The sequence below is a fragment of the Bradyrhizobium sp. WSM2793 genome, assembly GCF_000379585.1.
GTDB lineage: Bacteria > Pseudomonadota > Alphaproteobacteria > Rhizobiales > Xanthobacteraceae > Bradyrhizobium.
Genome location: NZ_KB902780.1, coordinates 26,103 through 42,994, shown reverse-complemented (window position 1 = coordinate 42,994; position 16,892 = coordinate 26,103). Strand labels below are relative to the sequence as shown.

Genomic DNA, 16,892 nt, shown 5'->3' with positions numbered 1-16,892 from the left:
AGCTCGGGGATTTTGGTAGCGGGAGAGGGACTCGAACCCCCGACCCCAGGATTATGATTCCCGTGCTCTAACCAGCTGAGCTACCCCGCCACAGGGCCCGCGAACGGCTGCTATGGCCGATCTCGCGAACGCGCGGCATATAAAGAAGGGGGCGGGCGTAAGTCAATCCGCCTTCGCTAAAAGCTTCCGCCTTCGCCAAGGCTTCGGCGGGACAAGTCGGCGAGAAACGGCCGATTTGGGCACCGGATTTGCCCGTTGAAGACCGGACTCGTGGAGAATCCCCTTTACCCGGATCGCATCTGCGCCTCTCCCCGCAGGCGGGGAGAGGCGAAGGGCGCGAGAAGCGCGAAATCGCTTATTTCGGCCGCACGTTCGGGTCGCCGCCGGGGCTGCCCGGGGGCGGGATCACCGGGGTATTGCCGCCGGTTTCGGGGGCCGGGGCGTGCATCTCGGGGTCGACACCCGCGGGCGGGCACAGCACGCCGTCGGACTTTGCCAATCTGTCGCCGAGCGGTTCCCGGGACTGGCCGGTGGTGGTGCCGTCGGCCTGGCGGTTCGGGCGGTCCTGCGGGGTGCAATTGGCCGCATGTTGCGGGGATGGCGGCGCGGTCGCTTGCGGCGGCGTCGCCGGGGCGGGCGGCGCCTGCGCGATCGCGCTGCCGGAGGCGGCGATCAGCAGGCTGGCCAGGATGATGTTTGATGTCGTGCGCATGGGAGGGAAACGCGCAGGAAGCGCGGCCTGTTCCCGGTGGGAATGCGATGTGATCGGGCTATTCGCCGCGTTCTCAGTGCACCTCTCCCGCTTGCGGGGAAGGAAGCGCACTGCCGGCTTGGCTGTTATCGAGACAAACCGCGATCAGGCTTTGTGGTAGCGGATCAGCGAAAAGTGCCCCATCGGCGGCATCGGCCTCCGCTCGGCCAGCGTGACGCCGCCGTGCCTGGCGGCCCAGCCCTCGAGGCGGGCCCACGGGAATTCCGGGCGCCAGCCGAGGCGGCGGGCGACGGGGGCGAAGGCGAGCTCGAACAGTTTGCGCGGGCCGGTCTCGGCGCCGATGTGGTTGACCAGGATCAGCTCGCCGCCGGGCTTGAGCACGCGCACGAACTCGTCGAGCGTGCCTTCGGGATCGGGCACGGCGGTGATGACATATTGCGCCACCACCGCGTCGAAGAAGTTTTCGGGGAAGGCGAGGTTTTTCGCATCCATCACCGAGAGCACTTCCACATTGGAGAGCCGAAGCGCACGCACGCGCGCCTGCGCCTTGCGCAGCATCGGCTCGGAGATGTCGACGCCGCAGATTTTCGTGGTGCGCGAATAGTCGGAGAGCGAAAGCCCGGTGCCGACGCCGACATCGAGGATGCGGCCGCCGATGCGGTCGGCCTCCGCGATGGTCGACTGCCGTCCGGCGTCGAACACCTTGCCGAACACGAGATCATAGACCGGCGCCCAGCGGCCATAGGCCTTCTCGACCCCGGCCCGCGAGATGTCTGCTGCCATGCCCCTGCCCTAACAAAAACTCTGGAGAGTAATAGCTGTTGGTGAGATCAAATCCAGCCCCGCGCGCGGTCTAGCGCCTCTCCCGCTTGCGGGAGAGGTCGACACGCTCGCAAGAGCGTGGCGGGTGAGGGTTTTTTCCTCTCGCGAGATATCGCGTGTGGAGAGAGCCCCCTCCCCAACCCTCCCCCGCAAGCGGGAGAGGGGGCGCACCGCTGGTGCCGCGAGGATGCGATTCATTATCCTTAGCCGCGCACCGCTTCAGCGAGCGGCCTCGCTGCGTTGCTTGCGACCTTCGCGGCGGCGCTCTGAATAAAGCCGCCGCCGAGCACGCGCGCCTGCCCTGAGGGCGCGTCGTAGAACACGCAGGCCTGGCCGGGCGAGACGCCCTCCTCGCCGGCGACGAGCTCGACCTCGTAATGACCATCGCTGCCGCGCAGCCATGCCGGCTGGGGGCTGCGTGTCGAGCGCACGCGCACGAACAATTCGAGGCCGGCGCCGATGGCGCGGTCGATGTCGCCGCCGCCGATCCAGTTGACGTCGCGAAGTGCGATGCGGTGCATCTTCAGCGCATCGCGCGGGCCGACGACGACGCGGCGGGTGGCTGCCTCCAGTCGCACCACGAACAGCGGCGCGTGGGCGGCGATGCCGAGGCCGCGGCGCTGGCCGACGGTGAAATTGGCGATGCCGTTGTGCCGGCCGAGCACACGTCCATCGAGATCGACGATATCGCCGGGGTCCATCGCGTTGGGGCGCAGGCGCGTGATGATGTCGGTGTAGCGGCCCGTCGGCACGAAGCAGATGTCCTGGCTGTCGTGCTTGTCGGCAACGGACAGGCCAAAGCGCCGCGCGAGCTCGCGCGTCTCGGGCTTGGTCATGTCGCCGAGCGGGAAGCGCAGGAAGTCGAGCTGTGACTGCGTGGTCGCAAACAGGAAATAGCTCTGGTCGCGGTCGGCGTCGGCCGCGCAGACCAGCGCGCGCGAGCCGTCTTCGCGGCGGCGCGAGGCGACGTAATGGCCGGTGGCGAGCGCCTGCGCGCCGAGCTCGCGCGCGGTCTTCAGGAGGTCGCGGAATTTGACGCTGCGGTTGCACTCGATGCACGGCACCGGCGTCTCGCCGAGCGCGTAGCTGTCGGCGAAATTGTCGATGACGGACTCGCGAAAACGATCCTCGTAGTCGAGCACGTAATGGGGAATGCCGAGCTTGGCGGCGACGTCGCGGGCGTCGTGGATATCCTGGCCAGCGCAGCAGGCGCCCTTGCGGTGGGTCGCCGCGCCATGGTCGTAGAGCTGCAGCGTGATGCCGACGACGTCGTAGCCTTCCGCCTTCAGAAGCGCAGCCGTCGTCGAGGAATCGACGCCGCCCGACATGGCGACAACGACCCTGGTGTCCTCAGGACGGCCTTCGAGATCCAGACTGTTGAGCATGGGCCTTAAGGGTTGTGACGGCGTGCGGCGATCCGCGACTTCATGCTTCTCGCGGGACGTCGGCGATCCCCGGGAACTATAGTTCCCGCAAGGCACGACTGCCCGGTCGAAAGCGGCTGAGAGTAACCTCTTTAATATAGGCGGCATTCCGGTGAAGCAATCACGGGGGCGGCCAGCTTAGGGCAATTCTTGCCGGGGAGGCAGAAATGGCGGGGTGGCGATGGGCCCTGCGGCGACGGGCTTTAACAATTAAGATATTGATTTTGCTATACAAATATACTTGGAAGGGCAGTGGCCCGCTCCTTGCTCCCCTGATACCGAAGATGTTTCCAAGGGGTCGCCTGTGGTCAGTCGTACGTCAGATGTCGCGGCCAGCGTGCAAGTGTCGAGCGCGCAGCAAAAGCCTGCGCGGTCGCAGAGCACCAGGGAGCCGTCCGCGAACGACTCCTTCGGGTCGCTGGTCGACAGCAACACCCAGGCGATCAACACCAATGCAGCCTCGCAGGCCCAGGATAGCGCGCCGCGGCGGAACGATTCGTCCTCCGCGGACAAGGGCCCGCGCGACACCTCCTCCACCGATCAATCCTCGCAGAGCAGGGCGAGCGACGACACCGACACCTCCGCGCCCGCCAGGAACGACAAGACGAACGACAAGGCGAACGACACGACCACCGATGCGGCCAAGGACGCCGGCACGGCCAAGGACAAGGTCAAGGACAAGTCCGAGGCGTCAGACGCCAAATCGGCTGATGCATCCGAGAAAACCAAGGACGACCAGACCGAGGGCACCGACACGCTCACCGCCGCAATCGATGCCGCGACAACGGCACCGGCCGACGCGGCGCAGGCCGTGCCCGATCCGAACGCGATCGTGGTTGCCGCGCCGGTCGTCCCGGCCGATCCCAACGCGGCGGCGAACCAGGCCGCCACCGCCTCGCCGCTGACGATCGCCGCCGCCGGCATCGCCGCCAGCGCTTCGACCGCGGCGCAGATCGCGGGCACCAAGACCGACACCGCCACGCCCGCCGACAAGAGCGCCAAGACCGCCGGCGCCAAGGTCGATGCCGACACCACCGCGACGCTGGCGGATGCCGCGACCGGAGCAACCGACGCGGCCACGACCGACGCCAAGGCGACCGGCGGGCTGATCCCCGTCAACCAGGGCACGCCGAAGACCTCGTTCCAGGCCGCCGTCGCCACCGCGCAAGGACAGTCCGACGTCTCCAATATCGGCCAGGACACCGGCGCGGCGAACGCCGCGGTGACGCAAGCGCCGGGCACTGCGACCGCCGACGCCGCCGCGCATGCGCAAAGCGCCAAGCCGCAGGCAGATGGCGCAGCGACCGAGGCGAAGCCCGGCGCAGCGGACCGTACGCCCGACGCGATTCCGGCTGCACCCGCCGCCCAGGCCCATGCCAATGCGCATGCCGCCTTCAACACCGCCGACACCAGCGCGCAGGCCGCCTCCGCGATGCAGGCGCCGCTGACCAACACGACCTCGACCGCGTCCGCTTCGACCGCGACGCTGACCGCGACCGCGGCCAGCGCGACGGCGGTGCCGATCAACGGCGTGCCGATCGAGATCGCGGCCGCCATCCGCTCCGGCAAGTCCCGCTTCGACATCAGCCTCGACCCGGCCGAGCTCGGCCGCATCGACGTCCGCATCAATGTCGACCGCAACGGCAACGTCACCTCGCATCTCACCGTGGAGAAGCCGGAGACGCTGCAGATGCTGCGCCAGGACGCGCCGCAATTGCAGCGCGCGCTCGACGATGCCGGCCTCAAGTCCGGCAGCAACGGGCTGTCCTTCAGCCTGCGCGACCAGAATTCATCGGGCCAGAACTCCGGCCAGAACAACGACAATGGCGGCAATGCCCGCCGGCTGATCATCAGCGAGGACGACACTGTTGCCGCCGCACCCGTCGGGCGGGGCTATGGCCGCATGTACGGGCCGAGCAGCGGCGTCGACATCAGAGTGTAAAGGAGTATCCGACATGACCACTACGACTGGCGCTACCGCTCCTGCTGTCGTCTCCGGGACGACCGACCTGCCGAAATCCTCCTCGTCGAACTCGCTGAGCTCGACCACGGGATCGACGCTCGCCGGCAATTTCCAGACCTTCCTGACGCTGCTGACGACGCAGCTGCAGAACCAGAACCCGCTGGATCCGCTCGACACCAACCAGTTCACCCAGCAGCTGGTGCAGTTCGCCGGCGTCGAGCAGCAGCTCAAGACCAACGATGCGCTGTCGCAGCTCGTCACCCTGCAGCAGACCACGCAGGCGACCCAGGCGCTGGGCTTCGTCGGCAAGACCGCCCTGGTCGACGGCTCGACCGCGAGCATGACCAAGTCGACAGCCACCTGGCATCTCAACGTGCCGACCGACTCCACCGTCGACATCACCGTCGCCAATGCCAGCGGCCAGACCGTGTTCACCGGCAAATATACCGCCGCCGCCGGCACCGACATTCCCTTCACCTGGAACGGCATGGGCAATGACGGCACGCAATGGCCCGACGGCAAGTACACGATCACGGCGACGGGTAAGGACGTCGCCAACAACACTGTCGGCATCGCCGCCCAGGTGCAGGGCGTCGTATCGTCTGTCGACCTGACCCAGTCGCCGCCCCTGCTCACCATCGACGGCGCCAGCTACACCCTGGGCCAGGTGAAGAGCATCATCGCCACCAGCAGCAATTAAGGTACGCGCCGCGCGCCAAACGTCATCCCCGCGAACGCGGGGATCCATGGCCCCAGGGAGAAGTTTGGCGAAGACCAGGGGTTAGGAAGTCATTCTTGGTACTGCTGCCCGCGTCTCATCGATAGATCACGCGGTATGGGTCCCTGCTTTCGCAGGGACGACATTGAGGGCCTCCGCAACACCGCGCTGCGGCTCCATTCGTTAGTAAAGTATTTACGTAGACCCCCTCGACCGGCCCGGATTCCACCGTTCCGCCGGCCGACACGGCGCCGTTCCAGCCATTTTCAACGAGAATTGTATTGAAGCCTTAGGCTTAGCGGATTTTTAAGCCGCCGGGCGTAGGGTTACGGGCGTGAGTTCAGTGGTTGAGAGTTTGTGAGTACGCCATGACAGAACCCCATCGCCCGAGGGTAAAATACGTCATCGGGCCGGACGGCAGTCCGTTGACGATCGCGGATCTGCCTGCACCCGGCACCAAACGCTGGGTCATCCGCCGCAAGGCCGAAGTCGTCGCCGCCGTCCGTGGTGGACTTCTCTCGCTCGAGGAGGCCTGTAGCCGTTATACCCTGACGGTCGACGAATTCCTCTCCTGGCAGTTTTCCATCGACCAGCATGGTCTGGCGGGTCTTCGCACCACCCGCATCCAGCAATATCGCCAGTAGGCGATCCGGAAATCTGCGGCTTTTGACGAAAATCGGCCTCGCCCTGCGAGGCCGATTTTTTTCATATCCGCCCTTTGCGCGACTTTTGTCCGACCTCTTAACCTTCGTTAACCATATCGAAACCATCACCTAGGCAATAATTGCCCAGTCGGCCTTTCCGGTGAAAGCGGCCGAATCTGTTGGGGCGGTTGCTTGCAAGGTCTTGCGGACTTTTTGAAGAGTATCGGCGCCGCCCGGTTCGGGGCGATGATCGCGGTCACCGCCGCGCTCATCGGCTTTTTCGCGTTCGTCATCATGCGCGTCACCACGCCGCAGATGACGACGCTGTTCACCGACCTCAGCGTCGAGGATTCCTCCGGCATTATCAAGGACCTGGAGCGCCAGGGCATCCAGTTCGAGATCCGCAACGAGGGCAGCATCATCATGGTGCCCAAGGACAAGGTCACCCGCCTGCGGATAAAGCTCGCCGAGGGCGGCCTGCCCAAGGGCGGCGGCGTCGGCTACGAGGTGTTCGACAAGTCGGACGCGCTCGGCACCACCTCCTTCGTCCAGAACATCAATCACCTCCGCGCGCTGGAAGGCGAGCTCGCCCGCACCATCCGCGCCATCGACCGCATCCAGGCCGCCCGCGTCCATCTGGTGCTGCCCGAGCGCCCGCTGTTTGCGCGCGAGGCGCCGGAGCCGTCGGCCTCGATCGTGGTCCGCGTCCGCGGCTCGCTGGAAGCCCAGCAGATCCGCGCCATCCGCCACCTCGTCGCCTCCGCCGTCAACGGGCTGAAGCCGCAGCGCGTCTCGATCGTCGACGAGGCCGGCCAGCTGCTCGCCGACGGCGCCGCCACCGATCCGGAGCAGGCGGTCGGCGACGAGCGCCGCATCTCCTTCGAGAAGCGGATGCGCAAGCAGGTCGAGGACATCGTCTCCTCCGTGGTCGGCTCGGGCCGCGCCCGCGTCCAGCTCTCCGCCGATTTCGACTTCAACAAGATCACCCAGACCTCGGACAAGTTCGACCCCGAGGGCCGCGTGCTGCGCTCGAGCCAGACCCGCGAAGAGCAGAGCATGACCGCCGACAACAACGGCCAGGTCACCGTCAACAACGAGCTGCCCGGCAACCAGCAGAACAACGGCGTCGCGGCCAAGGACCAGAGCAAGAAGTCCGAAGAGACCAACAATTACGAGATCTCCCGCACCACCAAGACCGAAGTGACCGAGGCCGGCCGGGTCAACCGCATCTCGGTCGCGGTGCTGGTCGACGGCATCTACTCCAAGAACGACAAGGGCGAGCTGGCTTACCAGGACCGTACCAAGGAGCAGCTCGACCGCATCGCCACGCTGGTGCGCTCGGCGATCGGCTTCGACCAGAAGCGCGGCGACCAGGTCGAGGTCGTCAATCTGCGCTTTGCGGATGCGCCCTCCACTGCCCCGATCGGCGAGCCCGGCGGCTTCCTCGGCATGCTCCAGTTCACCAAGGACGACGTCATGTACTTCGTCGAGCTCGGCGTGATGATGCTGCTCGGCCTGATCGTGCTGTTCCTGGTGATCCGCCCGCTGGTCAAGCGCATCCTGGCCTCCGACGAAGTCGCCGCCGCCATCTCCGGCGTTCTTGCCGGCCCGGCGGCCTCGGAAGAGAGCGCGCCGGCCGGCCAGGCACTGCTGCCGAGCGGTACCGCCAGCGCGATCGACGTCGCCACCATCCAGGGCCAGGTCCACGCCCAGTCCGTTCATCGCGTCGGCGAGCTCGCCGAGCGCAACCCCAACGAAACCGTCGCCATCATCCGCCAGTGGCTGACCGAACCAGCCAAGTAATCCCAGCCAAGTAATCCTAGCCAAGTGAATCAAGAAGTGATCTGACATGGCCGCCAGTCTGCAAAACGCCAACTCGAACGACATCACGAGCGTGATCTCCACGCTCGGCCAGCGTGCTGGCAACCGCGCCGGCGCCCAGACCGAGGCGGTGACAGGACCCAAGCGCGCCGCGATCCTGATGCTCGCGCTGGGCGAGCAGTATGGCGGCAAGATCTGGTCGATGCTCGACGACGACGAGGTGCGCCAGCTTTCGCTGGAGATGTCGACGCTCGGCACCGTCGAGGTCGACACGGTCGAGGACATGTTGCTGGAATTCGTCTCGCGCATGTCGGCATCGGGCGCGCTGATGGGCAATTTCGACGCCACCGAACGGCTGCTGCAGCAATACCTGCCGCCGGAGCGCGTCAACGGCATCATGGACGAGATCCGCGGCCCCGCGGGGCGCAACATGTGGGAGAAGCTCTCCAACGTGCAGGAAGAGGTGCTCGCCAACTATCTCAAGAACGAATATCCGCAGACCATCGCAGTGGTGCTGTCGAAGCTGAAGCCGGAGCATGCCGCGCGTGTGCTCGGCATCTTCCCCGAGGAGCTTGCGCTCGACGTCGTCAATCGCATGCTGAAGATGGAAGCGGTGCAGAAGGAGGTGATCGAGAGCGTGGAGAAGACCCTGCGCACCGAATTCATGTCCAACCTGTCGCAGACCCGCCGCCGCGACGCCCACGAGGTGATGGCGGAAATCTTCAACAATTTCGACCGGCAGACCGAGACCCGCTTCATCACCTCGCTGGAAGAGGACAACCGCGAATCGGCCGAGCGCATCAAGGCGCTGATGTTCACCTTCGACGACCTCGTGAAGCTGGATTCCGGCTCGGCCCAGACGTTGATGCGCAACGTCGACAAGGACAAGCTCGGCGTCGCGCTCAAGAGCGCCAACGAGGACGTCCGCAACTTCTTCTTCGGCAACATGTCCTCGCGCGCGGCCAAGATGCTCCAGGACGACATGGCGGCAATGGGCCCGGTCCGGCTGCGCGACGTCGACGAGGCCCAGGCGCTGCTGGTCAACCTCGCCAAGGATCTCGCCGCCAAGGGCGAGATCATGCTGACCAAGAACCGCGCCGACGACGAGCTGGTGTACTGATGGCCGCTCCGGCAAAATTCCTGTTCGATACCGACTTCGCGGCGCCTGAGCGGACGACGCGCGAGAAGGCCGCGACCGCCGCGGAGATCGCCCAGAAGGTCGCCGAAGCCGAGGCGCGCGCCTATCAGGACGGCTTTGCCGCCGGCCAGCAGGAGGCCAAGGCCGAGAGCGACCGCCGCGTCGCGCTTGCCATGGAAGAGATCAATATCGGCATCCGCGGCATCGCATCCGGCATCGGCAACATCGAGTCCAAGATGGAAACCGAGGCGGTCGACGTCGCGGTGGCAGTCGCGCGCAAGCTGTGCGCCGACCTGGTCGCCGCCGAGCCGCTCGGCGAGATCGTCGCACTGGTCAAGGACTGCTTCTCGCATCTGGTCGCGACGCCGCATCTGGTGGTCCGCATCAACGACGCGCTCTACGACAGCGCACGCGAGAAGATCGAGCGGCTCGCCAAGCAGAGCGGCTTCGAAGGGCGGCTGGTGATCCTGGCCGAGCCGGAGATTGCGACCGGCGACTGCCGGATCGAATGGGCCGATGGCGGCGTCGTGCTGGAGCGCGGTGCCATCGCGGCCAAGATCGACGAAATGGTTGGACGCTATGTCGCGTCCCGCAGGGGGAGCTAAGCCATGAGCGACACCGACGGACAGGTCCCGCTGCCCGATCTCAACGGCCCGATGCCGCCCACCGGCACGGACGTCGGCTACAACGAGGACGAATACGCGGCACGTGCCGCCGCCGACCTCGAGGCCGTGTTCGACGTTCCCGTGCAGGTCTCGGCTGTGCTCGGCCGCTCGAAGATGGACGTCAGTGAGCTGTTGAAGCTCGGACCCGGCACCGTGCTCGAGCTCGACCGCCGCGTCGGCGAGGCCATCGACATCTACGTCAACAACAAGCTGGTCGCCCGCGGCGAAGTCGTCCTGGTCGAGGACAAGCTCGGCGTGACCATGACCGAAATCATCAAGACCGAACGCAGCTGATAGCGCGCGCGACCAGACGGACAGGAGACTGACATGCGGCTTCTCATCGTTGGCACATTGAAGGGCCAGCTCACCACCGCCACCAAGATCGCGATGGACAACGGCGCCACCGTGACCCATGCCGAGGACCACGAGCAGGCCATGCGCGTGCTGCGCGGCGGCAAGGGCGCCGACCTCCTGCTGGTCGACGTCGCCCTCGACATTCGCGACCTCGTGATGCGACTCGAGGCCGAGCACATCCACGCCCCGATCGTCGCCTGCGGCATCACCAACGACGCCCGCGCCGCGGTCGCCGCGATCCACGCCGGCGCCAAGGAATACATCCCGCTGCCGCCGGAGCCGGAGCTGATCGCCGCGGTGCTGGCCGCGGTCGCCAACGATTCCCGGGAGCTGGTCTATCGCGACGAGGCGATGGCGAAGGTGATCAAGCTGGCACAGCAGATCGCCGGCTCGGACGCTTCGGTGATGGTCACCGGCGAATCCGGAACGGGCAAGGAAGTGCTGGCCCGCTACGTCCACACCCGCTCGGCCCGCGCCAAGCGCCCCTTCATCTCGATCAACTGCGCCGCGATCCCCGAGCATCTGCTGGAATCCGAGCTGTTCGGCCACGAGAAGGGCGCCTTCACCGGCGCGGTCGCGCGCCGCATCGGCAAGTTCGAGGAGGCAACCGGCGGCACGCTGCTGCTCGACGAAATCTCCGAGATGGACGTCCGCCTGCAATCCAAGCTCTTGCGCGCCATCCAGGAGCGCGTGATCGACCGCGTCGGCGGCACCAAGCCCGTGCCGGTCGACATCCGCATCATCGCGACCTCGAACCGCAACCTCGCGGAAGCGGTGCGTGAAGGCACGTTCCGCGAGGACCTCCTGTTCCGCCTCAACGTCGTGAACCTGAAGATCCCGCCGCTGCGCGAGCGCCCCGCCGACATTCTGGAGCTCGCCCAGCATTTCGTGAAGAAATATGCCGAGGCCAACGGCGTGCCGATGCGCCCGATTTCGGCGGAGGCGCGCCGCGTGCTCTCGGCCAACCGCTGGCAGGGCAACGTCCGCGAGCTCGAGAACACCATGCACCGCGCGGTGCTGATGGCGCAGGGCGACGAGATCGGCCCCGACGCCATCATCACCCCGGACGGCGACCGCCTCGACCTCGCCAAGACCGCGCCGGCGGTGGCGCACGCCACGATGGCCGCCGAACAGGTGACGCGGGCGCTGGTGGGGCGCACGGTTGCGGACGTCGAGCGCGACCTGATCCTGGAAACGCTAAAGCATTGCCTCGGCAACCGGACCCATGCCGCCAACATCCTCGGCATCTCGATCCGCACGCTGCGCAACAAGCTCAACGAATATTCCGACGGCGGCATCCCGATCACCCCCGCGGGAACGCCGGGCGAGTATCCGCGGATGCCGATGATAGGGGCGTAGGGCGGCGCCCACTCTGGTTGAGATAATCGCGAATGCCCGGGCTGGTCCCGGGCATTCTTGTCTGTGCACCGAACCCACCGCGCACCCGCTGTCGTCCCTGCGAACGCAGGGACCCATAACCCCGGGAAGGCGTTTGGCGAAGACTCGTCGTTCGGTACTCCTACCGCCGTCAACCGATAGATTCCGCGGTATGGGTCCCTGCGTTCGCAGGGACGACGGCGGTGGACATGGCGGCATCGCATTCTCCGACTAGGTCGCGCCCCCACAACGCCCTATAAGCTGCATGAAAACCAACGCGGAGAACTCCATGTCTCAAGCTCAAATCACGGATTGGCTTGCATCGCAGAAGCAGGCGATGATCGATCTGCTGCGCGATGTCGTGAACATCGATTCCGGGTCCTATGACAAGGAAGGCGTCGATGCGGTCGGTGCGCGGTTCGAGCGGCATTTTGCCGAGCACGGCATTCCGTTCCGGCGCGAGAGCCACGACACCTTCGGCGACGCCATCCATGCCGACGTCGCAAAACCCGGCAGCAACGAGAAGCCGGTGCTGTTGATGGGCCATCGCGACACCGTGTTCGGCAAGGGCGAAGCGGAGCGGCGCCCCTTCACGATCAGGGACGGCCGCGCCTATGGCCCTGGCGTCGCCGACATGAAGTCCGGCGTCGTGATGAACATCTTCGTCGCCACCGCTTTCCATAAGTTCGGCGGCAACCCGCATCCGATCAAGCTGCTGATCACCTCGGACGAGGAGATCGGCTCGCCCTCCTCCCGGCCCGTGATCGAGCGCGAAGGCCGCACCGCCCGCGCCGTGTTCAATTCCGAGCCGGGCCGCCCCACCGGCAACGTCGTGACGGGACGCAAGGGCGGCATCTTCATGCATCTGGCCACCACCGGCAAAGCCGCGCATTCCGGCGCCAATTTCGCCGCCGGCGTCAGCGCGATCGGCGAGCTCGCGCACAAAATCGTGCAGATCCACGCACTCACGGATCTCGACAAGGGCATCACGCTCAATGTCGGCCTGGTCTCGGGCGGGCAGTCCGTCAACACCACGGCGCCTTACGCCGAGGGCCAGATCGACCTGCGCTACGTCGATCCGGCCGATCGTGCCCGGGTGATGGACGCGATCCAGACCATCGTCGCGAAATCTTACGTGCCGGGCACGCGTGCGACGCTGACCATCAAGGGTGAGTTCGTGCCGGTGGTGCAGAGCGCGGATTCAAGGGCGCTGTTCGAAAACTATCAGGCCGCAGCAAGGCAGGTCGGCCTCACCACGCTGCAGGGCGAGTTCTCTGGAGGCTGCGCCGATTCCGGCTTCACCGCCGCGGTCGGTACGCCGACGATCTGCGGCCTGGGCCCGGTCGGCGGGCTCGCGCACACGCCGGAGGAATATCTCGATATCGACAGCATCGTGCCGCGCGCGCAGGCGCTGGCGCTGGCGATTTTGCGGGGGTGAAGGCAGGGGCCGTAGGGTGGGCAAAGGCGCCCTTGCGCCGTGCCCACGATTTGCCTGCTCTGGATGGAAGTCGTGGGCACGCTTCGCTTTGCCCACCTACGGGACCGCGCGCGTTCGCCTACGAATAACTCGGCGCGTCCGGCTTGCGGAAGATGTGGATGGGATCGCCGGGGATGATCACGGGCTGGCCCGAGAACATCGCGTAGGCGTAGAGCGCGAGATAGGCGATCGCCAGCGCGCCGATGGCATAGAACGCCCAGGTCGCGACGCGCTTCATCGATCCGCTCCATTGCCGTCCCGGCGGGAGGCTCGGGCGCTTCTAGAGCGATGACGGGGAAAAGGCCAGCCTTCCGGCCCCCCGGCCCGCGCGATCAAAGGCCGCGCCGGCCGTGCGCCGGAACGCTCACTTCCGCGAGCCTCGCGGCGTCCTCGTCCTGGTCGACCGCCACGTACTGGCCGTGCCAATAGGCCAGCGCCGCAGTCCGCGCCGAGCTCCTGATGTCCCTGACACGGCCGATGACGATGCCGTGCGAATGCCGCTCCACGATCTCCTCAACCTCGCAATCGAAGGCCGACAGCGCGCCGACGAGCAGCGGAACACCCGAGACCGCCGTCATCCATTTGGCACCTTTGAAACGATCGGCGCCCTTCAGCCCGCCCTTGCCGGCAAAGCGTTCGGCGACATCGAGCTGGTCGGCATTGAGGATATTCACCCCGAAGGCGCTGTGCCGCCGGATCAAGGGGAAGGAGGAGGCATCGCGGTTGATGCTGACCAGCAGCGTCGGCGGCTCGACCGACAGCGAGGTGACCGAGGTCACCGTCATGCCGGTGACGTCCTTGCCCCGCCCAGCCGTGATGACGCTGACGCCGCCGGTGAGATGGCGCATGGCTCCGCGGAAATCGGCGGACGAGACGGGGATTTCAGTCATGAGATCGCGGGGTACTACATTCATGGCATGGTCCCCGAGGTGGGGTTCCCTTGTATTTAGGTACGATCGTCCGCCGACAACAGGTGGCTCAGGATCGAGCCTTCCAGACCCGCAAGCTCGGCCGAGCCGCGCTGGCGCGGCCGGCCCGCGTGAACCACGACATCATGAGCGATGCGGCCCTCTTCGATCACCAGCACCCGGTCCGCCAGCGCCACGGCTTCGGCGACGTCATGGGTCACCAAAATCGCGGTAAAGCCCTGATCGCGCCAGACGCGCTCCAAAAGGCGCTGCATCGAGATCCGGGTCAGAGCATCCAGCGCGCCGAGCGGCTCGTCGAAGGCCAGCACGCGGGGACGAGAGACCAGCGCGCGGCCGAGCGCGACGCGCTGCTTCTGGCCACCTGACAGCACCGAGGGCCACTGGTCGCGCTTGTCGGCGAGACCAACCTCGGTCAACGCCTTCTCGGCGCGCGCATGCGCATCGCCTGAAGCGCGATCGCGGCCGAGACCGACCTCGACATTGGCCAGCACGCGAGCCCAGGGTAACAGCCGCGGCTCTTGGAACATGACGCGGATGTCTTCGGGCTGAATGTCTTTTGGCTGAGTGTCCTGGCCGAAGCTGATGCTGCCGGCATCGATCTTGTCGAGGCCCGCGATCAAGCGCAGCAGCGTGCTCTTGCCGCAACCGCTTTTTCCCACGATGGCGACGAACTGGCCGGCGGGGATGTGCAAATCGATACCGCGCAGCACCTCGTTGCTGCCGAAGGATTTGCGCAAGCCCCGGATGCTGAGCGGCAGGCCGCTGGTCTGCACCTCGCGCACTATGCGGGCGTGAGGCGCAAAATTGACGCGGCTGGCGAGCTCGGTTTCGGGAAGGGACGTACGAACGGCTGTCTGCATGTGATTCCCAGTATGGCTCAACGTTTCTGGAAGGCGGGGTGCCAGGAGAGCGTCAAACGCTCCAGCACGCGGGATGCGCTGTCGGCGAACTTGCCGAGCAGGGCGTAGATCAGGATCGAGAGCACGACGACGTCGATCAGCATGAACTCGCGCGCCTGCATCGCCATGTAGCCGAGGCCCGACGAGGCCGCGATGGTCTCGGCGACGATCAGCGTCAGCCACATGATGCCGAGCGCGAAGCGGATGCCGACGAAGATCGACGGCAGCGCACCCGGGAAGATCACGCGGCGGAACAATTCGCCGTCGGTCATGCCGTAGATGCGGCCCATCTCGATCAGCTGCGGATCGACGGTGCGGATGCCGTGCAGCGTGTTGAGGTAGATCGGGAAGAACACGCCCAGCGCTACCAGGAACAGCTTGGCGCTCTCGTCGATGCCGAACCAGAGGATGACGAGCGGGATCAGCGCCAGATGCGGCACGTTGCGCACCATCTGCAACGTGGTGTCGGTGAGCTTTGCCGAGAGCTGCGACAGGCCGTTGGCGAGCCCGAACGCGAAGCCGATGCTGCCGCCGATCAAAAAGCCGATCGAAGCGCGCCAGAACGAAACCCAGATGTTGCGAACGAGCTCGCCGGAGAGCAGCAGCTTCCAGCCGGCGAGCAGGACGTCGCTCGGGGCCGGCAGCACCCGGGTCGGCACGAAGCCGGTGACGCTGGCGACCTGCCAGAGCGCGATGATGGCGAGCGGCACGATCCACTGGATCAGGCCGTCGATCCGCGGCAAACGAAGGCTGCGCGGGAGTGAAACGCTGTCGATCACGCTCACGACTGCGACACCCTGTGCTGCGGACGGAAATCGCTGCCGACCGTCTCGCCGAACGGACCGCCGTTGAAGTGCAGCCTGGTCACGTTGGAGGGCTGCTCGAGCGAGAGCAGCGGGAAGACCAGCTCGGCAAAGCGATAGGCCTCCTCCAGATGCGGGTAGCCCGACATGATGAAGGTATCGATGCCGATGTCCTGATACTCCCTGATGCGGGCCGCGACGGTCTCGGCATCGCCGACCAGCGCCGTCCCGGCACCGCCGCGCACGAGGCCTACGCCGGCCCAGAGGTTCGGTGCGATCTCGAGCTTGTCGCGCTTGCCGCCGTGAAGCTGCGCCATGCGCTGCTGGCCGACGGAGTCCATGCGGGCAAAATTCTTCTGCGCCAGCGCGATGGTGTCGTCGCTGACATGCTGGATCAGCTCGTTCGCGGCACGCCAGGCTTCCTCGTTGGTCTCGCGAACAATGACATGAAGGCGGATGCCGAAGGACAGCTTGCGGCCGCGCGCGCTAGCGACCTCCCGCACCTTCGCGATCTTTTCGGCCACCAGCGCCGGCGGCTCGCCCCAGGTGAGATATTTGTCGACGGCATCGACGGCGACATCGATGCCGGCATCGGACGAGCCGCCGAAATAGAGCGGCGGACGCGGCGACTGCGCCGGCGGAAACAGCAGCTTGCCGCCCTCGACATGGATGTGCTTGCCCTCGACATTGACGGTCTTGCCGGCGAGCAGGTCGCTATAGACGTTGAGGAACTCGCGGGTGACCTCGTAGCGCTCGTCATGGCCGAGGAAGATGCCGTCGCCCTTGTTCTCGACGGGATCGCCGCCGGTGACGACGTTGACGAGCAGCCGGCCGCCCGTGACGCGATCGAGCGTCGCCGTCATGCGCGCGGCGACACCAGGCGATTGCAGGCCGGGCCGGACGGCGACGAGATAGCGCAGCCGTTCGGTGAACGGCGCAACTGACGAGGCGACGATCCAGGAATCCTCGCAAGATCGCCCGGTCGGCAGCAGCACGCCGAAATAGCCGAGCTGGTCGGCGGCCTGCGCGATCTGGCGCAGATAGTTGAAATTGACCTCGCGTCCGCCGATGCCGGTGCCGAGATAACGGCCGTCACCGTGGGTCGGCAGGAACCAGAGGATGTTGGCGTTGGGTTGCTTTGTCATG

Annotated in this window: 17 protein-coding genes and 1 tRNA gene; 9 read left to right on the top strand and 9 right to left on the bottom strand. The window is 66.2% G+C overall.

From position 1 onward, the window contains the following. Window positions 1–13: 13 nt before the first annotated feature. The 4 genes from A3AS_RS0115090 to mnmA all read right to left on the bottom strand — a co-directional run bounded on the left by A3AS_RS0115090 (window position 14) and on the right by mnmA (window position 2,919). Window positions 14–90, bottom strand: a tRNA-Met gene (locus tag A3AS_RS0115090). 265 nt (window positions 91–355) lie between these two features. After that, a complete protein-coding gene (locus tag A3AS_RS43465) occupies window positions 356–712 on the bottom strand; it encodes a hypothetical protein (protein ID WP_018318409.1) in 357 nt (118 codons plus the stop codon). 144 nt (window positions 713–856) lie between these two features. Continuing rightward, window positions 857–1,495: a class I SAM-dependent methyltransferase gene (locus tag A3AS_RS0115075; RefSeq protein ID WP_018318408.1), complete on the bottom strand. Its 639-nt coding sequence runs from the start codon at window positions 1,493–1,495 to the stop codon at window positions 857–859. A 242-nt stretch (window positions 1,496–1,737) separates the two neighbouring features. Further along, window positions 1,738–2,919, bottom strand: coding sequence for a tRNA 2-thiouridine(34) synthase MnmA (gene mnmA, locus A3AS_RS0115070; protein ID WP_018318407.1), 1,182 nt, complete (start codon window positions 2,917–2,919; stop codon window positions 1,738–1,740). Window positions 2,920–3,262: 343 nt separating this feature from the next. Here mnmA and A3AS_RS0115065 point away from each other — a divergent pair, with 343 nt between their 5' ends. The 9 genes from A3AS_RS0115065 (at window position 3,263) to A3AS_RS0115025 (ending at window position 13,076) form a co-directional block, all read left to right on the top strand. Then, window positions 3,263–4,900, top strand: a complete 1,638-nt coding sequence (locus tag A3AS_RS0115065; RefSeq protein ID WP_018318406.1) for a flagellar hook-length control protein FliK — start codon at window positions 3,263–3,265, stop codon at window positions 4,898–4,900. A 13-nt stretch (window positions 4,901–4,913) separates the two neighbouring features. Beyond that, window positions 4,914–5,621, top strand: coding sequence for a flagellar hook assembly protein FlgD (locus A3AS_RS0115060; RefSeq protein WP_018318405.1), 708 nt, complete (start codon window positions 4,914–4,916; stop codon window positions 5,619–5,621). A 386-nt stretch (window positions 5,622–6,007) separates the two neighbouring features. After that, window positions 6,008–6,283: a DUF1153 domain-containing protein gene (locus tag A3AS_RS0115055; protein WP_002714638.1), complete on the top strand. Its 276-nt coding sequence runs from the start codon at window positions 6,008–6,010 to the stop codon at window positions 6,281–6,283. A gap of 192 nt (window positions 6,284–6,475) precedes the next feature. Then, the gene (gene fliF / locus A3AS_RS0115050; RefSeq protein WP_018318404.1) at window positions 6,476–8,086 is read left to right on the top strand and encodes a flagellar basal-body MS-ring/collar protein FliF; all 1,611 of its coding nucleotides are present in this window, start codon (window positions 6,476–6,478) and stop codon (window positions 8,084–8,086) included. Between the two features lie 46 nt (window positions 8,087–8,132). Further along, window positions 8,133–9,224, top strand: a complete 1,092-nt coding sequence (fliG, locus tag A3AS_RS0115045; RefSeq protein WP_018318403.1) for a flagellar motor switch protein FliG — start codon at window positions 8,133–8,135, stop codon at window positions 9,222–9,224. Beyond that, window positions 9,224–9,847, top strand: a complete 624-nt coding sequence (locus A3AS_RS0115040) for a FliH/SctL family protein (protein WP_018318402.1) — start codon at window positions 9,224–9,226, stop codon at window positions 9,845–9,847. The genes fliG and A3AS_RS0115040 overlap by 1 nt, the downstream gene beginning before the upstream one ends. Before the next feature lie 3 nt (window positions 9,848–9,850). Then, window positions 9,851–10,201, top strand: a complete 351-nt coding sequence (fliN, locus tag A3AS_RS0115035) for a flagellar motor switch protein FliN (RefSeq protein ID WP_018318401.1) — start codon at window positions 9,851–9,853, stop codon at window positions 10,199–10,201. A gap of 33 nt (window positions 10,202–10,234) precedes the next feature. Beyond that, on the top strand, window positions 10,235–11,620 hold the full coding sequence (locus tag A3AS_RS0115030; RefSeq protein ID WP_018318400.1) for a sigma-54-dependent Fis family transcriptional regulator: 1,386 nt from the start codon (window positions 10,235–10,237) through the stop codon (window positions 11,618–11,620). Window positions 11,621–11,927: 307 nt separating this feature from the next. Next, window positions 11,928–13,076 carry a M20 family metallopeptidase gene (locus A3AS_RS0115025; RefSeq protein ID WP_026202013.1) on the top strand — a complete coding sequence of 383 codons (1,149 nt, stop codon included), beginning with the start codon at window positions 11,928–11,930 and terminating at the stop codon, window positions 13,074–13,076. 118 nt (window positions 13,077–13,194) lie between these two features. On the opposite strand, the gene A3AS_RS48325 is transcribed toward A3AS_RS0115025, so the two are convergent. The 5 genes from A3AS_RS48325 to ssuD form a co-directional block, all read right to left on the bottom strand. After that, window positions 13,195–13,353 (bottom strand): hypothetical protein, encoded by a 159-nt coding sequence (locus A3AS_RS48325; protein WP_018318398.1) that lies wholly within the window; start codon window positions 13,351–13,353, stop codon window positions 13,195–13,197. A gap of 94 nt (window positions 13,354–13,447) precedes the next feature. Further along, on the bottom strand, window positions 13,448–14,029 hold the full coding sequence (locus tag A3AS_RS0115015; RefSeq protein WP_018318397.1) for a flavin reductase family protein: 582 nt from the start codon (window positions 14,027–14,029) through the stop codon (window positions 13,448–13,450). A 32-nt stretch (window positions 14,030–14,061) separates the two neighbouring features. Continuing rightward, window positions 14,062–14,904, bottom strand: coding sequence for an ATP-binding cassette domain-containing protein (locus A3AS_RS0115010; RefSeq protein WP_018318396.1), 843 nt, complete (start codon window positions 14,902–14,904; stop codon window positions 14,062–14,064). A 17-nt stretch (window positions 14,905–14,921) separates the two neighbouring features. Next, entirely contained in the window at window positions 14,922–15,728 is an 807-nt protein-coding gene (gene ssuC, locus A3AS_RS0115005; RefSeq protein ID WP_018318395.1) for an aliphatic sulfonate ABC transporter permease SsuC, read from the bottom strand. After that, complete coding sequence (gene ssuD, locus A3AS_RS0115000; protein WP_018318394.1) at window positions 15,725–16,891, bottom strand: FMNH2-dependent alkanesulfonate monooxygenase; 1,167 nt, start codon at window positions 16,889–16,891, stop codon at window positions 15,725–15,727. Before ssuD ends, ssuC begins: the two co-directional genes overlap by 4 nt. Between the last annotated feature and the right edge of the window lies 1 nt (window position 16,892).

Bases quoted from the DNA above. Each gene is read 5' to 3' on its own strand.
- A3AS_RS43465 (WP_018318409.1), bottom strand. From the start codon at position 712: ATGCGCACGACATCAAACATCATCCTGGCCAGCCTGCTGATCGCCGCC.
- A3AS_RS0115075 (WP_018318408.1), bottom strand. From the start codon at position 1,495: ATGGCAGCAGACATCTCGCGGGCCGGGGTCGAGAAGGCCTATGGCCGC.
- mnmA (WP_018318407.1), bottom strand. From the start codon at position 2,919: ATGCTCAACAGTCTGGATCTCGAAGGCCGTCCTGAGGACACCAGGGTC.
- A3AS_RS0115060 (WP_018318405.1), top strand. From the start codon at position 4,914: ATGACCACTACGACTGGCGCTACCGCTCCTGCTGTCGTCTCCGGGACG.
- A3AS_RS0115055 (WP_002714638.1), top strand. From the start codon at position 6,008: ATGACAGAACCCCATCGCCCGAGGGTAAAATACGTCATCGGGCCGGAC.
- fliG (WP_018318403.1), top strand. From the start codon at position 8,133: ATGGCCGCCAGTCTGCAAAACGCCAACTCGAACGACATCACGAGCGTG.
- A3AS_RS0115040 (WP_018318402.1), top strand. From the start codon at position 9,224: ATGGCCGCTCCGGCAAAATTCCTGTTCGATACCGACTTCGCGGCGCCT.
- fliN (WP_018318401.1), top strand. From the start codon at position 9,851: ATGAGCGACACCGACGGACAGGTCCCGCTGCCCGATCTCAACGGCCCG.
- A3AS_RS0115030 (WP_018318400.1), top strand. From the start codon at position 10,235: ATGCGGCTTCTCATCGTTGGCACATTGAAGGGCCAGCTCACCACCGCC.
- A3AS_RS0115025 (WP_026202013.1), top strand. From the start codon at position 11,928: ATGTCTCAAGCTCAAATCACGGATTGGCTTGCATCGCAGAAGCAGGCG.
- A3AS_RS48325 (WP_018318398.1), bottom strand. From the start codon at position 13,353: ATGAAGCGCGTCGCGACCTGGGCGTTCTATGCCATCGGCGCGCTGGCG.
- A3AS_RS0115015 (WP_018318397.1), bottom strand. From the start codon at position 14,029: ATGAATGTAGTACCCCGCGATCTCATGACTGAAATCCCCGTCTCGTCC.
- A3AS_RS0115010 (WP_018318396.1), bottom strand. From the start codon at position 14,904: ATGCAGACAGCCGTTCGTACGTCCCTTCCCGAAACCGAGCTCGCCAGC.
- ssuD (WP_018318394.1), bottom strand. From the start codon at position 16,891: ATGACAAAGCAACCCAACGCCAACATCCTCTGGTTCCTGCCGACCCAC.